Origin of the sequence: Oscillatoria sp. FACHB-1407 (assembly GCF_014697545.1) — a bacterium.
GTDB lineage: Bacteria > Cyanobacteriota > Cyanobacteriia > Elainellales > Elainellaceae > FACHB-1407.
The window spans coordinates 69,041-87,278 of record NZ_JACJSA010000022.1; the positions used below are offsets into that span (position 1 = coordinate 69,041).

14 protein-coding genes are annotated in these 18,238 nt (G+C 49.7%); 8 read left to right on the forward strand and 6 right to left on the reverse strand.

The genetic code is table 11. The features are described from left to right. Nucleotides 1-52: 52 nt before the first annotated feature. The gene (locus H6G89_RS27305; protein ID WP_190512578.1) at nucleotides 53-841 is read left to right on the forward strand and encodes a methyltransferase domain-containing protein; all 789 of its coding nucleotides are present in this window, start codon (nucleotides 53-55) and stop codon (nucleotides 839-841) included. Between the two features lie 140 nt (nucleotides 842-981). Here the strand turns inward: H6G89_RS27305 and H6G89_RS27310 are convergent, their stop codons facing one another. From H6G89_RS27310 to H6G89_RS27325, 4 genes are all read right to left on the reverse strand, one after another. After that, the gene (locus H6G89_RS27310) at nucleotides 982-2,655 is read right to left on the reverse strand and encodes a hypothetical protein (RefSeq protein WP_190512581.1); all 1,674 of its coding nucleotides are present in this window, start codon (nucleotides 2,653-2,655) and stop codon (nucleotides 982-984) included. A gap of 95 nt (nucleotides 2,656-2,750) precedes the next feature. Beyond that, nucleotides 2,751-3,791, reverse strand: a complete 1,041-nt coding sequence (locus H6G89_RS27315) for a glycosyltransferase family 2 protein (RefSeq protein WP_190512583.1) — start codon at nucleotides 3,789-3,791, stop codon at nucleotides 2,751-2,753. A gap of 58 nt (nucleotides 3,792-3,849) precedes the next feature. Beyond that, entirely contained in the window at nucleotides 3,850-4,755 is a 906-nt protein-coding gene (locus H6G89_RS27320; protein ID WP_190512591.1) for a lysylphosphatidylglycerol synthase domain-containing protein, read from the reverse strand. Then, the gene (locus H6G89_RS27325) at nucleotides 4,752-5,510 is read right to left on the reverse strand and encodes a C40 family peptidase (protein ID WP_190512593.1); all 759 of its coding nucleotides are present in this window, start codon (nucleotides 5,508-5,510) and stop codon (nucleotides 4,752-4,754) included. The genes H6G89_RS27320 and H6G89_RS27325 overlap by 4 nt, the downstream gene beginning before the upstream one ends. A 325-nt stretch (nucleotides 5,511-5,835) precedes the next feature. Here H6G89_RS27325 and H6G89_RS27330 point away from each other — a divergent pair, with 325 nt between their 5' ends. From H6G89_RS27330 to H6G89_RS27340, 3 genes are all read left to right on the forward strand, one after another. Then, nucleotides 5,836-6,771 (forward strand): serine hydrolase, encoded by a 936-nt coding sequence (locus tag H6G89_RS27330; protein WP_190512595.1) that lies wholly within the window; start codon nucleotides 5,836-5,838, stop codon nucleotides 6,769-6,771. Between the two features lie 28 nt (nucleotides 6,772-6,799). Further along, nucleotides 6,800-6,958, forward strand: coding sequence for a hypothetical protein (locus tag H6G89_RS27335; protein ID WP_190512597.1), 159 nt, complete (start codon nucleotides 6,800-6,802; stop codon nucleotides 6,956-6,958). A gap of 102 nt (nucleotides 6,959-7,060) precedes the next feature. Next, the gene (locus H6G89_RS27340; protein ID WP_190512599.1) at nucleotides 7,061-7,594 is read left to right on the forward strand and encodes a Dps family protein; all 534 of its coding nucleotides are present in this window, start codon (nucleotides 7,061-7,063) and stop codon (nucleotides 7,592-7,594) included. 411 nt (nucleotides 7,595-8,005) lie between these two features. Here the strand turns inward: H6G89_RS27340 and H6G89_RS27345 are convergent, their stop codons facing one another. Beyond that, the gene (locus H6G89_RS27345) at nucleotides 8,006-9,301 is read right to left on the reverse strand and encodes a TAXI family TRAP transporter solute-binding subunit (RefSeq protein ID WP_190512601.1); all 1,296 of its coding nucleotides are present in this window, start codon (nucleotides 9,299-9,301) and stop codon (nucleotides 8,006-8,008) included. Between the two features lie 143 nt (nucleotides 9,302-9,444). On the opposite strand from H6G89_RS27345, the gene H6G89_RS27350 reads away from it, so the two are divergent. The 4 genes from H6G89_RS27350 (at nucleotide 9,445) to H6G89_RS27365 (ending at nucleotide 16,462) form a co-directional block, all read left to right on the forward strand. Next, nucleotides 9,445-9,987, forward strand: a complete 543-nt coding sequence (locus H6G89_RS27350; protein WP_190512603.1) for a methylated-DNA--[protein]-cysteine S-methyltransferase — start codon at nucleotides 9,445-9,447, stop codon at nucleotides 9,985-9,987. Nucleotides 9,988-10,147: 160 nt separating this feature from the next. Further along, nucleotides 10,148-13,408 carry an ATP-binding protein gene (locus H6G89_RS27355; RefSeq protein ID WP_190512606.1) on the forward strand — a complete coding sequence of 1,087 codons (3,261 nt, stop codon included), beginning with the start codon at nucleotides 10,148-10,150 and terminating at the stop codon, nucleotides 13,406-13,408. A gap of 240 nt (nucleotides 13,409-13,648) precedes the next feature. Beyond that, complete coding sequence (locus tag H6G89_RS27360; protein ID WP_190512607.1) at nucleotides 13,649-15,799, forward strand: CARDB domain-containing protein; 2,151 nt, start codon at nucleotides 13,649-13,651, stop codon at nucleotides 15,797-15,799. A 441-nt stretch (nucleotides 15,800-16,240) separates the two neighbouring features. Further along, a complete protein-coding gene (locus H6G89_RS27365) occupies nucleotides 16,241-16,462 on the forward strand; it encodes a hypothetical protein (RefSeq protein ID WP_190512609.1) in 222 nt (73 codons plus the stop codon). Nucleotides 16,463-16,478: 16 nt separating this feature from the next. On the opposite strand, the gene H6G89_RS27370 is transcribed toward H6G89_RS27365, so the two are convergent. Next, nucleotides 16,479-18,230 (reverse strand): response regulator, encoded by a 1,752-nt coding sequence (locus H6G89_RS27370; protein ID WP_190512611.1) that lies wholly within the window; start codon nucleotides 18,228-18,230, stop codon nucleotides 16,479-16,481. Nucleotides 18,231-18,238: the final 8 nt, after the last annotated feature.

Consider the following 18,238-nt stretch of genomic DNA (forward strand, 5'->3'; position numbering starts at 1 on the left):
TCTGTGATTCACGCAATACCAATTACTGCAATACAAGTGCAATACAGTTGTCATGGGAAAACAAGGTTTACTAGGCGGATTGAAGTTACCTCAAGAGCTTCAAATTAGCGATCATGACGATCCGGATAGCATTTACGTTATTCGGCGCATTATTAAACGCAAACCGTTTCTAGTAAACACCTACAAAAGCTTCTACCGCGATATTCTGAGCCGCATCAAAACGGTTCCAGCCGATGGCGATCTGATTGAACTGGGAAGTGGAGCAAGCTTCCTGAAGACTGAGTTGCCCCAACTCATTACGTCCGACGTGTTGCCCTACGATGGCGTAGACAAGGTCTTTTCAGCGTTAGATATTCCGCTTGCAGATAATAGTGTTAGCGCGTTTCTCATGACGGATGTGCTGCATCACATCAAAGACTCGCGGCAGTTTTTCCGGGAAATGCAGCGATGCCTGAAGGTTGGTGGCAAAGTGGTGATGATTGAACCTGCTAACACCTTGTGGGGCAAGTTTATTTTTAGCAATTTTCATCCAGAACCGTTTGACGACCAGGGGGGTTGGGGGTTTGAAGAGGGAGGACCACTCACTGGAGCAAATATTGCCATTCCCTGGATCATCTTTTTTAGAGATGTAGAGATATTCAAAAAAGAGTTTCCAGAGTTGCGGTTGCGATCGATTCGTTTACACACCCCATTCAAATATTTATTGAGCGGTGGGTTATCGTTTAGACAATTGTTGCCATCGTGGTGTTATCCAATTGTTGATTTGATCGAGTGGATTTTGTCACCGTTCAATCGATATTTAGCCATGTTTATGACAATCGAATTAGAAAAACGACACTAATACGGTAATGCAATAGACTTACTGGCTAACCCTACCCCTACAAACATTTGCAGCGATCGCGATTTAATTTAGTACGACAACTATCTCGACAGTTGCTATCCGTCTTTTGTGCTTGACGATTGAAATCGCAACTATAGAGCTTAAGCCCCTTCATCCATCGTTTTGATACGGTAGAGAGCTTCGGCTTTCCCTGCAAAGATCTCCTCAATAGGTTGATTGGGTCCATATATTTTGAGACGACGACCCCTCAATGGATTCGTCTGAAAGAGCACACAACGTTGTCCCTGTTCAGAGATATCCTCTAGTGTTACCCGTTGATTATAGTTCTCGTATATTTTGCTGTCCTCATTGTGAAACAACGCTTGCGGATAGAGTTGTGTGAGCACGTCACTAAACTGCTTGCCTGTCCAAAATTGCGCGAAGTGCAGTGCAGCAGGCACAGTTGAAGCACGTCTGGATTGGGTTAAAACACAGGAACTATATTCCGGGCTACTCAAAAGGGTTTGAATTTGGGCGGTATCTGCGCGAAACATGGCACTGCGCTCAACGATTAACCGAGATGCCGTGTAGGTCTGATAGATTCCCAGTGCGATCGCCAACCCCAATGCGATCGCCAACACAAACTCCGTTAAACTGGCGCGATCTAACAGATTACGTCCCAGAGCCAAAATCACAGGTAAATACAACTGAATAATCAGGAACATAATGAAGCCTGCAAGCCCAATAGAGGGCATCAAATAGCGGCTCTGGTAATATTCCTTAGCGGTGAGCAATAACTGCGCGATGATGGCGATCGTCGTCAGGCTAGAAATCCAAAGTAACCGTTTTGTAGCGACATCATTGAGATTAATTCTGAACTCACCTTTGCCATATTTTGAAAGTAGAAATAATCCAATACAGCCAATCAACAAGATTCCGGTCAAGTAGAGCAACAAACCATCTCTTTGGGAGAGGCGGTAGAGATTTTTTAGAATCGTTTCGACATTGATTAATTGCACCTCTCCACGACCATAGGGTTCATCGCGAATTGCCAACGCAACAAACCAATTTCCTACGTTACTGTACTTGTCAAAAATAGGTAGGGTTCCTACAAAGAAGGTAATTACTGTTGAAATGCCTGTTAATAGTTTTTGTCGAATTCCTGGAACGACGACAAAAAACAACAGCATGGGTAGAAAGGTGAATTTGCTCACCAAACCAAACCCAAAGACAATGCCTAAGCTAATCGAAAACCAGGGCGATCGCTCAACCGTTGGCTTAAATAAATAAACGACTAAAAGAGTAGCTAATAACTGACTGGCACAAAACAATAACCCTTCGGGAGCGACTCGGCTCGGCTCATGTTCAGCGATCGACAGTGACATGACAAAAGGGGTTGTTTGCAAAATCAAACTCAGAAAAATGTTCTGACTAATGTAATAGCAAACGAACCCAAGTAACCCCAAACAAATAGCTGTCAAGCCGATGATGGCGTAATTGGTTAGCTCCAGGTAAAGTTCTGGATTGCTCAACACGACTTCATTCACAGAAGCAATTCCAGAATTAAATAGGGACTGAAGCCAGTAACTAACAATAATTACAAAAGCTCCCAGGGTCTGTGCTGTCGTGCCAGGATGTTGAAAAATACCAGGACTTCGACCGTTGACGATATTTAATGAATCCATTAAATAGGCATAGTCAGGGTCTTGATTGGGTGTCCAATAATAGGGACCTTTTTGATGGCTGATAACGATATAAGAGACCACATAAACGACAGGAAAGCCTATCAGAAACAGGCTATTCACGAGTCGCGTTTTGGTAATTGTTTTGAACATGCTTTTCTTTAAGGAAAGCTTCTTTACATTTAGCAATATCGAAATCGCTAGTGGGCATAATACCATGTGGTATCCCACTGCTCACGTCCCCGCATTCAAAGCACCGTTTTGTCGCCATTGCGGGGGCGTTGCACATGCCCTGCCCCAATGACCTCACGGACACGGTAGATGGGACGACCCTGTGATTCGTGGTAGGTTCGCATCGAGAGTTCAGCGAGCAACCCAAAGCTGAAGAGTTGAACCCCGGTGGTCAGCAGCAACACCGTCAAAATGAGCAGGGGGCGATCGCCAATCGGTTCACCAATTACCAGTTTGACAAAGGTCAGATACAACCCCAGACCGACTCCCGCTGCGATCGCCAGCAACCCAAACAAGCCAAACACATGCATGGGACGGGTTAAAAATTTCTTAATGAAGAAAATCGTCAGCAGATCCATCAACACGCGAAAGGTGCGTCCCAACCCATATTTGCTTTGACCAAAACGCCGACTGTGATGCAACACGGGCATTTCGGCGATGCGTGCCCCTTCGATAAAGGCTAATACTGGCAAAAAGCGATGCAGTTCGCCATACAAGTTCAAATCGGTGACAACCTCAGCCCGGTATGCCTTAAGAGAACAGCCATAGTCATGAATCACCACACCCGTCACACGGCTAATCAACCAGTTGGCGATTTTAGAGGGCAATAGCCGGGTCAACGCGGCATCCTGTCGTTGTTTGCGCCATCCACTCACCAGGTCATAGCCCTCCTCCAGCTTGGCTAAGAGTCGAGGAATATCGGCGGGATCATTCTGCAAATCACCATCCAGCGTGACAATCACTCGACCGATCGCGTGCTTAAAACCCGCTGCCATCGCTGCCGTTTGCCCATAGTTGCGGCGCAGCAAGACCGCCCGCAAATCTGCCCGCTTCAAAGCCTCCTGGCGGAGCCATTCCGCTGAACCGTCCCGCGACCCATCATCCACACAGACAATCTCATAGTTGAGATGGCTCTGTTTCAACGTTGTGGCGATCGCCTCTAGCAGTTGAGGCAAACTCTCAACCTCGTTGTAAATCGGCACCACGACGGATACCTCAGGTTCATCTACCGTTAGCAAATTAGCAGGATAGTCTTCAGGCAGTAGGGATTGGCTCATACGCGATCGCGGCACCTAATGGATCAGCAGTCTACTAAATGGAACATTTAGTCAATCTTTAGATTTTAGGGGTATCCGTTGCCGGATTTTTGTTTAAAGACGCAAAAGCTGCCCCAAGTGCCTCAGCCGAAGTACTGATTAACCGATAAAGCGCGACACCACTGAGCACGACCCCATCTGAAAACGGTTCCCCAATCAGGGCGATCGCCGTTGCCTCAAACACCCCCAGACCACCGGGCGCACCCGGAACGACCAATCCCAGCAACCAGGCAAAGCTAAAGGCACTGAGGAGCGCAGGCACCTGATCCACGGGAACAGGCTGTAATGCCTGAAGCACAAACAAAAATCCCGTCGCTCGAAGACTGACAAAGCCAAATTCCCCCATCAGAGGAATACCTGGATAGCGTTGCAACCGTGGAGAGGCGTTGGACGCGATCGCCGTACCTTTTGTCTTGAACTGCTGAGCCATTTGTAGCAAAGGATTCAGGACTTTGGGGTGAAACACAATCAGCAAACCCACCAGAATCACGGCATGAATGCCCCAATTTTGTAACCGACCTGCGATCGCCAGAGCCAGCGCAACCGCCGCCATCAACAGTGACTCCAGTACCACACTCAACACAGCGGCACTGGTAGAATAACCTGCCGACTCAGCCGCTTTGATCCGCCCCAGGAAGTGCCAGATATTTCCTGGCAGATACTTAGCGATGTTCGTGCGCAGATAGACCGCTACACCCCATAGCCCATTAGCAGGTTGCCCCAACTCGCGCAAAATCAGGCTCCAGACCCAACCCGACCAGATATGAGCCGATAGAGTCACGAGCAGCGCGATCGCCAACCACAGCCCCCCAACCGCATCAAGGCGAATTGACTGCACCTCAGCCCACTGGTTTCGCAACACCGCTCCGAGAAAAAACAGCGTCCCGCCAACGATCGCCCAACGCAGTATCGACTTTACTTTCATGCTGGCTCTCCGCTAGGTTGCACGTCTCTCTGCGCGGGCACAAAACTTGCTGTGACCCGCCCTGCACCCCGAAACTGCCGAAAATATGCCTGACTGACTGCATCACCCTCCTCAGAGAGGCGATCGATACCAATGCCATTGCGTCCCTGCTCTTTACCCGAACTGTGGATGTATTCTCCATTGCCCAGGTAGAGTGCCACATGGCTGCACCGTTCTGGCTTACCAAAAAAGAGCAAATCTCCCGGTTCCAGAGCGTCCAATGAGATGGGTTGGACAAATGCCTCTTGCTGATAAGAATCCCTCGGCAACCAGACCCCAACCGAGGCAAATGCCGTTTGCACTAACCCAGAACAATCGTAGTTGGGTCCAACCGTGCCACCCCAGAGGTAATAGTTGGGCTGCTTCATCGCGGCTTGGGCATAGGCAATTACTTGGGGGAGGCGATCGCGAATCTCAATCTCGGAAACAGCGATCGCGCGGTAGGGTGCCTCTGCGGTCATCAACATGTCCAGGTCTTCTACCGCTATCCATCCAGAATAGGCGTCTTCACACAAACAGACCTGAATTGCCCCGACATCTGCCACCGCTTCAGGGGTTGTGGGCAATGGCAGGATTCGCAACTGTCGCCCAAAGACAGCTTGAGTCGCTAACGTTTTGAGCGTGGGAGCATCGTACAGATTTAAATTTGCCTGACACTCATATTCAACGGTGTGATCCTCCATCCAGACATCATGTAACTCAGCAAGCGACACCATAAAGCATTTTAGTTGTGCGTCAATCGTTAATGGTCAATGGTTAAGGGGCGATCGTCAATGGTTAAGGGGCGATCGTCAATGGTCAGGGGCCAATAGTCAGTAGTCAAGGGTCAATCGCCAATGGTCAATCGGCATTAACATTAACTCGGCATTAGGAGAATTCCCGTTTGCACAGGAACGATTGACCATTCACCATTGACCATTCACCATTGACCATTCACCATTGACCATCAACCATCAACCCTTCACTGTTGACTTTTCATGATCAACCATTGACTATTAACCATTGACAATTGACTACGTATCAGTCAAAAGCGGGGCAGCCATGCCATTTTTCAACAAAGATGAACAACTTGAGACGTTGGGCGATCGCGTTCTGGAGGCAACGTGGGCAGCATTTCCCAGGTTGGCACAAAACCAGTTGGCATTGACCTGGCTGGTATATGACCCGCCCGTCATCGTGAACACAGGGGGTGCGCTGACTGCCGAGGAGTTTTGGCAACATCCCGTGCGGGGGTTTGCCTATCGGGGTGTAGAGTCGATCTATCCCGCCAGCGTCGTGAAGCTGTTTTATCTAGTTGCAGTTCATGAATGGCTCCAGCAGGGCATGATTCAACCCGGTGTAGAACTCGATCGCGCTACTCGCGACATGATTGTAGACTCCAGCAACGATGCTACGAGTTTAGTGGTGGATGTGTTGACAGGCACAACCAGTGGTCCTGAGTTGCCCGTTGCTCCGTTTGAAACCTGGAAACATCAGCGCAATCTAGTCAACCGCTACTATCAATCCCTGGGGTGGTCAGAGCTAGAGAGCATTAACGTCAACCAAAAAACCTGGTGCGATGGAGCCTATGGGCGCGAACGTGCCTTTTTAGGAGAGTTGATGGATAACCGCAACAGGCTAACCACCAACGCAACAGCCCGATTACTGCACAGCATGGTCGGAGGGGTTGCCGTCTCAGCAGAGCGATCGCAAGCCATGATGTCGCTCTTACAACGCAGTCTCGATCCTGCCGATCTAGCGGCTGATCCCGAAAATCAAGTCACAGGGTTTTTAGGAGCCGGATTGCCCTTAACGGCTCGCCTCTGGTCAAAAGCCGGATTGATGAGTCGAGTTCGTCATGATGCTGCTTACATCGAACTTCCCGACCAACGTCCTTACTTACTGGTCGTCTTTACCGAAGGCAAAGAACACAGCCAAAACGAAGCCATTTTGCCGTTTATTTCAGAGCAGATTGCAACAGCGATCGCTCAACTTTAAGCAGGTTTGAGTGAGTTGTTATTGGTCAATGGTCAATCGTCAATGGTCAATGGTTAGGGGTCAGGGGTCAGTAGCCAGTAATCAGGGGTATTATTCACCCACTTCCCACTCCCCATTCCCAGACGCGATAAATCGCGCCTCTCCCCATTACCCCATTCCCCTCTCTACCTCTAATTTCTACGTCTAAATCATTAGATCAACTTCATTTTCACGTCTTCCATTCGACCGATGAATCTCATCTATGAATTTGTTGAGCTAGTAAATGGAGTTGATCAAAAAGCCATTCAACATGCGTAAACTTAACATTGGACTAACCGAAGAACAACGTCAAGGCGTATCAGAGATGCTAAATCGCGATTTAGCAGATGCCTATCTACTTTTGATCAAGACTAAAAAATATCACTGGGATGTGATTGGTCCTCAGTTCCGCACGCTGCATGAGTTGTGGGAAGAGCAGTATCAGGCTCTAACTGAAAGCATTGATGCAATGGCTGAGCGGATTCGTACCCTGGGTTTCTATCCCCTTGGAACCGCAGAAGGATTTTTGAAAGTTGCGTCTATTAAAGAAGCGGCTCAAGAGATCCCGACTGCAACTGGAATGGTAGCTAGCCTGGTGGATGACCACGAGCAAATCATTCGCAACATGCGTGAACACATCGATCGCTGTTCTGAAGAGTTCCATGATGAAGGAACGGCTGACTTCTTAACAGGTCTGATGGAGGCGCATGAAGAGATGGCATGGATGCTGCGTTCCTTTATTGAAGGGCAATCCCTGGAAGCCGATGGCACAGCAACTCGCCGGGAACCCGCTAGTGTTAACTAGTCTGTCGTAGCTTTTTAAGCTCCGGGTAGTTAGTTATCTGAGCACACATTTCACTCTCCTAACGTCAACCTTAAGCAGTTCCCTGAGAACTGCTTTTTCATTGCTAAGTACTGTGATTCACAGATAGGGTTTGGAAATAAAACCAGGGGGGTGTGGGGGCTGTGCCCCACCAGGAGTGGAACCCCTGCACCCCCAATTCCCACCCTTATTTAACGTCAGTTCGGTTTAAGAGTCCGGCGAATGAATTCGTGGCTACTAGAGCGAAGTCCACCGACGCGGACTCCGGAAAAGGCATGATTTGACAAACCGACGCAGGTCGGTTTTGCTCCGATAGCGGCGGTTTTAACCGCCGAAATCCTTGTCCCGAATTCACCTTATTTACAACAAGTTGTACTCAAGAAACCTCAACAATCAGTTATTGAGGGATGCAGATTTTTCACTCCTCAACACCATTTCACGGTGACGAATGGTGGCGATCGCCACTTCCCACGGAAATGTAAAGGACTGAAACGACTCGGCTGAAATACGGTCTTTATCCAGGTCAACAACCACTTTGCAGAGAATATCAAACAGCCGATGGCGTGCGGCTTCCAACTGGTGCAAATCGGTCATGTACTGAACCTGGTCAATCACCTCTAAAATCTCCAGGTTGTACATATCGGCTCGATTTTTTTGGCGACCTGACAACCACAAATGAAACTGCCAAAAACCAGACACTAGAACGATTGCAACGGAGATAAATAAGCCAATCAGTTCAGCATATTCGACCAGAAACCCAGGTTGATCTTGGTCGTAATAGGCTTTAGCCCCTTGATGCAGCGGCAAACCTAAATTTTCTCCTGCATCAGGCAACCGGATCGTTGCAGCACGAGGATACAAGCTAACAATCTCATTGCGAAATTCAAACAGCGTTTGGGCGATCGCTTGGATGACCTCTGAGTTAACGTCTTCGTGGCTCACCAAAACGGCTCGAACCCCAACTACAGCAACATCATTTGGCGGAATCGGCACGCCCCCGTCGTAAGTGCCTTTGGGAATCAGCATCGGTTCCAGGTAAGGCAGGGATAACTGCAACGATGCCACCTGATCAATTGGAATGAGGGTTGCCCGACTCGACCGCAACACATCTCCAGTCGCGGGGTTGCCCAATGCAATCACCCGAAACAGGGCATCGACTTCACCCCGACCCAGGGCAGCATAAGCTTCACGAGGCGAAAGAATGACTGGTGTAAAGTCTGATTCCTGGAGTTGATAGTGTTGACTCAACGATTGAAATAACGCATAGGAACCGCTACCTCTGGGCATCAGAGCGACACGCTTTCCACGCAGATCATTTACCGTTTGAATACCTGAGTTGGCATTCGCCATCAGGTGAAACACCTCTGGAAACAGATAGGCAACCGCACGAGTAGAGGGTTGGGTCGGTGTATCACTTTGCACGATCGCGAGTTGTACCTGCTGCTGTTCAAGCCACTCCATGTTTTGAGAGGCTCCCTCGCTTTCAATTACGGTAATTTGAATACGAGGATGATGGCGCGTAACAACCGTTGCCAGAGCTTGAGCAAAGGCATGATATTCACCTTCTTTGCTGCCTGTTGCAATCGTCAGTTGATAGACATGCCGACTCTCCCGCCACCACAATCCCCCAAAGGCGATCGCCGCTATCACACTCAACAACACAACTGGCAGTGTTACTTTACTCTGCATGGTGTTCTTCACTCTGCCTACTCGCTTTATATCAACAGGGGGATTCACCAGACCAGAATTGTAGAGAATTTTAATTGGAGTGTGGGTAAGAGAGGAACGATTGGAAGAGTGGTAAACTTCGCATGAACCCTGCTCCAGGTCATATGGAACTTTTAATTGACACGATCGCCACTGAAATCGGCTCAATCTTCATCGTCTCTGATGGGGAGTCACTCTGTGCCCTGGATTATGTCGATTACGAAGACCGGATGCGAACGCTGCTCACAACCCGTTATGGCTCCTTTCATGTCAAGCCTACGACTGACCCAATGGGAGCCAGCAGTCAGTTACAGGCGTATTTTCAGGGTCACTACACTGCCCTCGACGCGATCGCTGTCAATCCGGGAGGAACAGCCTTTCAGCGGCAGGTGTGGTCAGCATTACGCACCATTCCAGCGGGAACCACGGTTTCCTATGGCGCGTTAGCCGCCCAATTAGGCAAACCCACGGCATATCGTGCAGTTGGCATGGCAAATTCCCTAAACCCAGTGTCGATCATCATTCCCTGCCATCGGGTGATTGGGGTGAATGCGGCTCTGACTGGCTACGCTGGCGGGTTAGAGCGAAAACGATGGCTCCTGCGCCATGAGGGAGTCGATGTTGCCCAGTTAGGCACCTACAGCGAGCGCGAGAAGGTCAAGGGGTAGGGGAGTTGGGAGAAAATTAATAAAAGGGAACAAGCTGTGTGGGCTATGCTCAACTATTTTTTAAGGAATATGTAGAACTACTCCTTAAGACAGATTTTCCGAATAAATCGAGTCAGCTTACCATGTGAGCTAATTGCGCGTACGTATACGGAAATGCTTCATGCAACGTAGCTCAACCGACCAAGCTATTAGCGATCGCGATTCAGACCCTGCAAAACAGGTCAGCTTATCGTTAAGTCACGCTGCCTGGCAGCGATTAACAGAGGCAGCTGAGCGGCAGGGCGTTTCTCAATCTGAGTTAGTTGAGCAGTTTGCACGTAGCCTACAGAGCGATCGCTCTGCGGGGCAATCCTGCCATGACGCGATCTCGAATGGGATGTCTGCCCCACCCGATGAGCCGATCGAAGACGAAGATCAAGACTCTGAAGCAGCAATTATGCTGTTAAACCGGAGCTTGCAGCGTCGCGTCGAAGAGCTACAAACACTGTTTGATGTCATTCCAATTTGCATTGCGATCGCCGAAGATCCCGATTGTCACTACGTTCGCGCCAATCCGCCCCTAATCAAGCTGTTGGGAGTTCCACCCCGACGCAACGCTTCTCAAACCCCATTAGAGATAGCAGATTTGCCCACGTTTAAGTTGTGTTGTGATGGGCGAGAACTGTTGCCAGAAGAACTACCTCTGCAACGCGCCATCAACACCGGAACAACGATCCACGACATCAACATCGACATCGTTCGATCGGATGGAGCCATTTTCAAGTTATTTGGCTACTCCGCTCCTCTGTTTGATGAGATGGGCAAACCCCGTGGAGCCGTCAGTGCCTTCGTTGATGTCACTGAGCGCAAACGTACCGAGGCGGCTCTGGTGCAAGCTAACGAACGGTTTGAACTCGCCTCTGCCGCGGTGCGTGGGGTGTTGTATGAATGGAACGCAGAGACGAATCACATTGAGCGATCGCAAGGCCTCGTTGACTTGATCGGCTACCATCCCGATGAGGCAGAACCCACCATCGACTGGTGGAATCAACACGTTCATCCCGACGATATCGAGAAACTGACTGCGATCGCTCACGATGCCTTAATGACAGGCAAAAGCCACTTCACTAACGAATATCGGGTGCGCCACCGAGACGGGCAATATCGCCATGTTTGGGACAGAGCCGTTATCGAGCGCGATCGCCACGGCAACGTCACTCGCATCATTGGGTGGAGTTTTGACATCACCCATCGCGTCAAAGCCGAAGTCGAACGTGCTCAACTGTTAGAGCGAGAGCAACAAGCCAGAGCCGAAGCAGAGCGGGCACAGCAGCAACTCATTTCGATTTTTGAAACTTCCCCCGTTGGTATCGGCTTTCTAGACGCTGAGCAACGGTTTATCGCCATTAACGAAGCTCTAGCTGAGATCAATGGCATGAGCCAGGAAGAACATCTAGGACAGACAATTTCAGACTTGTTTGGTCAAGCTGACCCTGCTCTCGTAGAACTGTTTCAGCGCATCTACAGCACAGGCACCCCCTTTACATCGCCGCATTTAGCGATCAACGTACCCAGACGCAGCGATCGCCGTCCGGGATACTACAAAGTCTATTACCTGCCCATTCTGCAAAATGATGACCAGGTGGAATCGGTGTTGATCTACGTGCTCGACGAGACAGAACGATTTCGTCTGCAAGAGGCACGCCGCTTTTTAGCTGAGTCTGGCAATGTGCTCGCCTCATCCCTCGACTATCAAGTCACGCTCACCAGCATTGCCGAACTGGCTGTGCCTGCTCTAGCAGACTGGTGCAGCGTCTACATTCAAGATGAAGACAGTCAGACGCGCCCGCTAATTGTGACGCACGTCAATCCTAAAAAAGTTGCCTGGGCACAGGAGTTGCAACAACGGTATCCCTACAACCCCGATGAACCCCTTGGAGTCCCTCAAGTGATTCGCACAGGCAAGTCTGAGATTTATTCGGATATCCCCGATGCGCTGTTAGTTGAAGCCGCACGAGACGAATATCATTTGCAGTTGCTCCGTGAGGTGGGCTTCAGTTCGGTGATGATCGTGCCCATCAAGGTGCATGAGCGGACGCTGGGAGCAATCACCTTTACCAGCGCAGAGTCGGGGCGACACTACGATCAGATCGATCTGGCGTTAGCAGAAGAATTGGGACGACGGGCTGCCCTTGCCGTCGAAAACGCGCAACTGTACAACCTGGCACAACGCGATCGCGCCAAAGCTGAAGAAGCCAACCGTATCAAGGACGAGTTTTTAGCGGTGCTCTCCCACGAGTTGCGATCGCCCCTCAACCCTATTCTCGGATGGACAAAACTGCTCAAGACCCGTAACTTTGATACGGCTACGCGCGATCGCGCCCTGGATACGATTGAGCGCAATGCCAAACTACAAACCCAACTGATTGAAGACTTGCTGGATGTGTCCCGCATTTTGCAGGGCAAGATGATCCTCAATGTGGCGGATGTCGATCTCAAAGCCACTATCAGAGCGGCTCTTGAAACCGTGCGGTTGGCGGCTGAGGCAAAGGGGATTCAAATTCACACCTCCTTTGCTGCCGATGTTGAACCTGTAATGGGCGACGCAGGGCGATTACAGCAGATCATCTGGAATTTGCTCTCAAACGCGATTAAGTTCACGCCATCGGGTGGGCGGGTTGACGTGAGACTGGAGAAAGTAGCCAATGAGGACTGGGGAGAGCCTGGGAAACCCCCTTACGTGTCACACTCCAGATTCCCCCTTCTTACCCACGCTCAAATCACCGTCAGCGATACAGGCAAAGGCATTCGACCAGAATTTTTGCCCCATGTTTTCGACTACTTTCGCCAGGAAGACAGCACCACGACCCGTCGCTTTGGGGGCTTAGGATTGGGACTGGCGATCGTTCGACATCTGACCGAGCTTCATGGAGGCACAATCGATGTCTACAGTGCTGGAGAGGGGCAGGGAGCCTCATTTAAGGTGCGGATTCCCATCTCTCAGGCGCAACCCACCAACCCTCCGTCTCATGAGCCAGAGCACCCCCTGCTTACTTACACCTCGCCACTGCATCAAACCCGCATCTTAGTGGTGGATGATGAAACCGATGCGCGGGATCTGGTCACGGTGATTTTGCAGGAGCATCAGGCAATTGTGCGATCGGCAGCCTCCGCCACTCAGGCATTAGCAACGTTACGCGAGTTTCAACCACACCTGATCATCAGCGATATTGGAATGCCCGAAGTGAATGGGTATACCCTCTTGCATCAGGTACGTCATCAACTCCCGGAATATGCCAAGGTTCCCGCGATCGCCCTGACTGCCTATGCCAGCGAAACCGACCAACAACAGGCATTACGAGCCGGATTTCAACTTCATTTAGCAAAACCTATTGACCCAAATCATCTGGTAGAAGCGATCGCCTCTTTGTTGAAGGAATAGGACATTTTTTTGTTCCCACCCTGAGGCAGCCATCTCTAAAGGTTTACAGACTCTCAAAGATCGTGTAAATGGATACAAAAGTTATGCCTCAGACAGCTACGAACGTCATAATAGATAACGTTTGATAGTCTTACGCTCTGGCTCAGGGAGAAGGGGGGTTGGGGGCTTTTGCCTCCAGCCAGGGGTGGAACCCCGCCCTCCATTCTAATCTTGATGAGTACTGCTTTATCTACCATCGCTATGCCTGTAGACCGTATTGGCAACACACCCCGACAGGCAACCACGATCGATGCGGGAGTTGGTTTTAGACGCTATCGCGATCAGATCGGGGGGGCCGATCGCAACGACTACTTCCGGCTTAACCTGAGCGATCGCCGCAGCTACAGTATTTCGCTCACACCATCGACCGCCGATGCACAACTTCAACTGCTAGATGCGGCAGGGCGAGTGATTCAGCGATCGCGACGGTCTGGCAGAAGTCGTAAAGTAATCAACACAGTTTTAGAGGTTGGAACCTATTTCATTCGGGTGTTTTCGGCTCGGCGGGGTCGCGTAGCCACTCGATATCTGTTAGGGGTTTCCGCGACTGCAATACCTGAAGAACCTGTAGTCGATCGCGTGGGGAATAGCTCAACTCAAGCGAGTGACCTCGGCATCCTGACGGGCGATCGTACGTTGACAGAGGCGATCGGAGGGGCTGATCCACGCGATTATTACCGCTTTAACCTGACCCAACTCAGCAAACTGACGCTCAACCTCGACAACCGCATCAATTCGGTGTCACTGCTCCAACGAGATGGGGCAGCGATCGCGGGTCAGTGGACTGCCACCGATACAGGGCAACAATGGAGTTGGGAACTCCTACCGGGAACCTACTACATTCAACTGGAAGCGGCTCCCGCACAACCCAACACCAACTACACCCTGGCAATCACCACTACCCCCGACCGCGCAGGCAGTACTCCCAATCAAGCCTTGGATCTGGGAACCCTGACCCAAACCCAAACGGTGAGCAATTGGCTCGGCTCTAGCAATACCAGCGATTATTACCGCTTCACGTTGAATCGAGACATCAATTTGTCACTTGCCCTCAACGGTTTAGGACAATCAGTTGGGAGCATTGCTCTGTTAGACAGCAACGACTCAACCCTACAATTTGCCACGGGGTCTGGTTCAACTGCCTCCATTACCCAGGACTTAACCGCAGGCACCTATTACGTGCAGGTGTTGGGCAACAGTGACTACACGCTGACTCTCAATCTGCCCGCAGCAGATTTGGTAGCAACTGCTTTTAGCACGCCCTATGCACTCAGTGTAGGTTCCTCATTTACCACACAGTTTCAACTGCAAAACGTGGGTACTGAATCCGTAGGAGCATTTCGGGTCAACTTCTATCTGTCAAGCGATACCCAAATCACCAGGGGCGATCGCCTTTTAGGTCACTACGATATTGCCGCTCTCAATGCCAACAGCCGCACCGGAACCCTCAATACTGTGTTAACGCTCCCCGATGCCAATGATCTGTTCTGGCAAACCGATGGCACCTACTATATCGGCATGGCGATCGACCCCTTGAGAGCAGTCCGAGAAACCGATGAAACCAACAACAGCAACCAGGGTATCACGTTCGATCAGGATGCGGTTAATATCAGTGGCTTACCCAACACCCGCCCGTTCAACATCGACATTGATTACAGCAGTGATACGATTGGCTGGTTTACCCCTCAGCGACGTGCTGCATTAGAAGCTGCTGCTAGTATTTGGGAAAAGATCATTCAAAATGACTTGTTTGGTGCAATTGACCTGACATTAAATGTCAGGGCAGATGAGTTGGGTGGAACTACCGCCGGAAGAGCCTGGGCTAGCTCTGAATTCAATCCCAATGCTTCGATCGAGTTTGACCTGTCTACTAACTGGTTTTTTGATGCCAGTCCCAACACTGCCGATGACATTCCCGCCAACACGCTCGATTTTATCTCCGTCGCTGTGCATGAAATTGGGCATACCCTCGGTTTTTCGGGAGTGGATAACGAGTTCAATAGTCGTGTCGTCAATGGAGCGTTTACAGGCATCAATGCCAGAGCTTACAACGGGGGCAACTCAATTCCGCTATCGGGTGATGGCTCTCACATTCGCCCCGGTTATGAGTTTGGCACCAGTGGCGCACCCCTGATGAATCCATTTGTTGCCTCTGGTACGCGCATATTACCAACCGTTCTTGATTTGGCGATTCTGGATGATATTCGTTTCACCGTGAACTACGGTGCAGCGTCTCAAAATCGGTCTAACAATTCTGCCTCCTCGCAACCCATCAGCTACGCTCAGTGTGGTTGTGCTGCCTGCATCACCAATCTCAATTCCGATCGCCAGTCGGTCTTTTCGGGCATCTAAACCTCGCAAGCCGCACCCTAACGGCGATGCGGGTTAAGCATCTGGCGGTTTCAATCGCCAAACTCCTGATCTCGAACTCAGGTTACCATCTCTAAAAATTTGAGCTACGCATCAATATCTCTGTAGGGGCATTTCGCGAAACGCCCCTACCACTAATCTGTAACCGTTATGGTTGAATTGGTATTACCCTACACCCCACAACCATTCTTCCCCTTACTCCCCCCTCTGACAGAAAGCGACCTTCCCATAGATTTGTCTCCAGGTAGAAGCCGATCGCCCCTTTATTCTGCGATATATGCAATATGTAGCAAGTGTCGAGACAGTTAATCCAAGGGGGTGTGGGGGCTACGCTCCCAGCCAGGGGTTCCTCCCCTGCACCCCGTCCTAACCAACCCCTCGGTTGCTATAGAAAAATTTGTTAATAAATCTGGATGTCGGGCTATGTTCGAGTTATTAGAAGCCACTGTCAAGCCTTTGATGCTCAACTCCAATGTGTTGGATGTGGCGTATGAGATGTATTTGCAAGCACCCCAATCCAATAATCCAATCATCGATCTGAGGGAGTTATCACGCCGCACGGGAGCCAGTTTGTTAGAGTGTCGTAATGCGATCGTAGATGCTAACAAAGTGGGTAGATTTCCCAATTGTGCGCTGGAATCTTAGGGATAAAAGTTCAGAGTTAGTGACGGGGCGATCGCAACGGCAATCGTACTGTAAAACAGGTGACGTTGTTTTGACTGGTGGCTTCGATCGCCCCATCTAGTTGTTCCACTAACTTTTTGGTCAGTGCCAACCCTAAACCCGTACCCCCATGCTTCCAGGGGTCATTATTGGGAATGCGGTAAAACTTATCGAATACGCGGGACAGTTCCTTGGGTGCAATTTCAACCCCCGTATTACACACTTGCAGCGACAAAATCTCTTGCTTAACGTCAGCCGAGATCATAATTGTTTCATGAGCTGGCGTATATTTGCAGGCATTCATCAACAATTCAGTAACAATTCGACTTAAGCTGAGCAAGTCAATTGTCAGTGCGGGGAGATCTGGATCAATCGTCAGTCGTAAGTGTTGTTGTTGCTCTTGAGCGCGTAGATAAAAAGCTTCAACGATATGATTTAACCACCCATGCAAGTTAATCGTAGTTGGTTGCAGCGCATGAGTCCCTGCTTCTAAATGCTGTAAGTCGAGGAGGTCATTCACAAGTTGCAATTCGCGATCGCACTCCTGTTTAAGAATCTCAAAATACTGAATAACTTTGCTGGAAGAAGTCGGAGATTGTAATAACTGTTCTACTAAAATTTGTCCCTGAAACGTTAAAGCATCTATCAATTGCAATGCCATTTTCATATTTGCTAAGGGACTGCGTAACTCATGAGAAATGGTGCTGAGGAAATCATTTTTGAGTTGATTGAGCCGCTCCAGTTCCTTGATCTGGTTTTGAGAGGCATCATAGAGTTGTGCCTGACGGAGGGCGATCGCACATTGATTCGCCACTTGCTCCACTAAATGAATTTCCTGTTCACTAAAACTGGAAAGCATTGGCTTAAGTATCCACAGTTCTCCTAAAATGCCGTGTCGTTCAACCTGATCATCAAAGATCGGGCAAGCCAAAATTGCCGAGTGATCGGAGGTGGAGGCGGGTTGCACTTGGCAAAAGGCAAACCAGTGCTGTTGGTGTAACTGTTCGTAGATCTTAGGGGTATCTGCGATGTAAAGCGTTTGTCCCTGCGTTGTCACTTGTCCCGGTTGAACATACTCATAGCGAACGGTAGAGGTGAGGCGATCGGGGCTATAGAGCACCGCATTACAACAATGACACTCCAACGCTTTTGCCAGTTCTGTAACAACTGTTTGCAAAATTTGATTTTGATCCAGAGTATCGCGTACTTCATCCGAAATGCGCTTTAGAGTCCGTTCCAGGGTTAAGGCTTGTTCCAGTTCGAGCGTGCGTACTTGAACCCGACGTTCTAAATCAACATTCAAATGTTGTAATCGTTGATTGAGATTGAGCAGTTGTTGTTGCTGTGATCGAATGGTCAGTTGATGTTGAATTCGGACTAAAACCTCCTCAATTTGAAAGGGTTTTGTAATGTAATCTGCACCCCCCATTGAGAAGGCTCTTGCCTTATCCAACACATCGTTGAGAGCACTTAAAAAAATTACAGGGATATGTTGTGTTAATCGATTTGCCTTGAGTCGAGAGCAGATTTCATAGCCATCCATGATGGGCATACGAATATCAAGCAGGATCAAATCGGGCACATCCGCCTGCACCGTGTTTAGAGCAGCCTGTCCGTTGAGTGCCTGCCGGACAACGAACCCTTCTTGAGTGAGCAGTTTGGAGAGGGTTCGTAGATTGTCAGGTTGGTCATCCACAATCAGAATACTAATCGCACCGACAGAGTTAAAAACGGGAGATAACGCATTCATGGATTTTA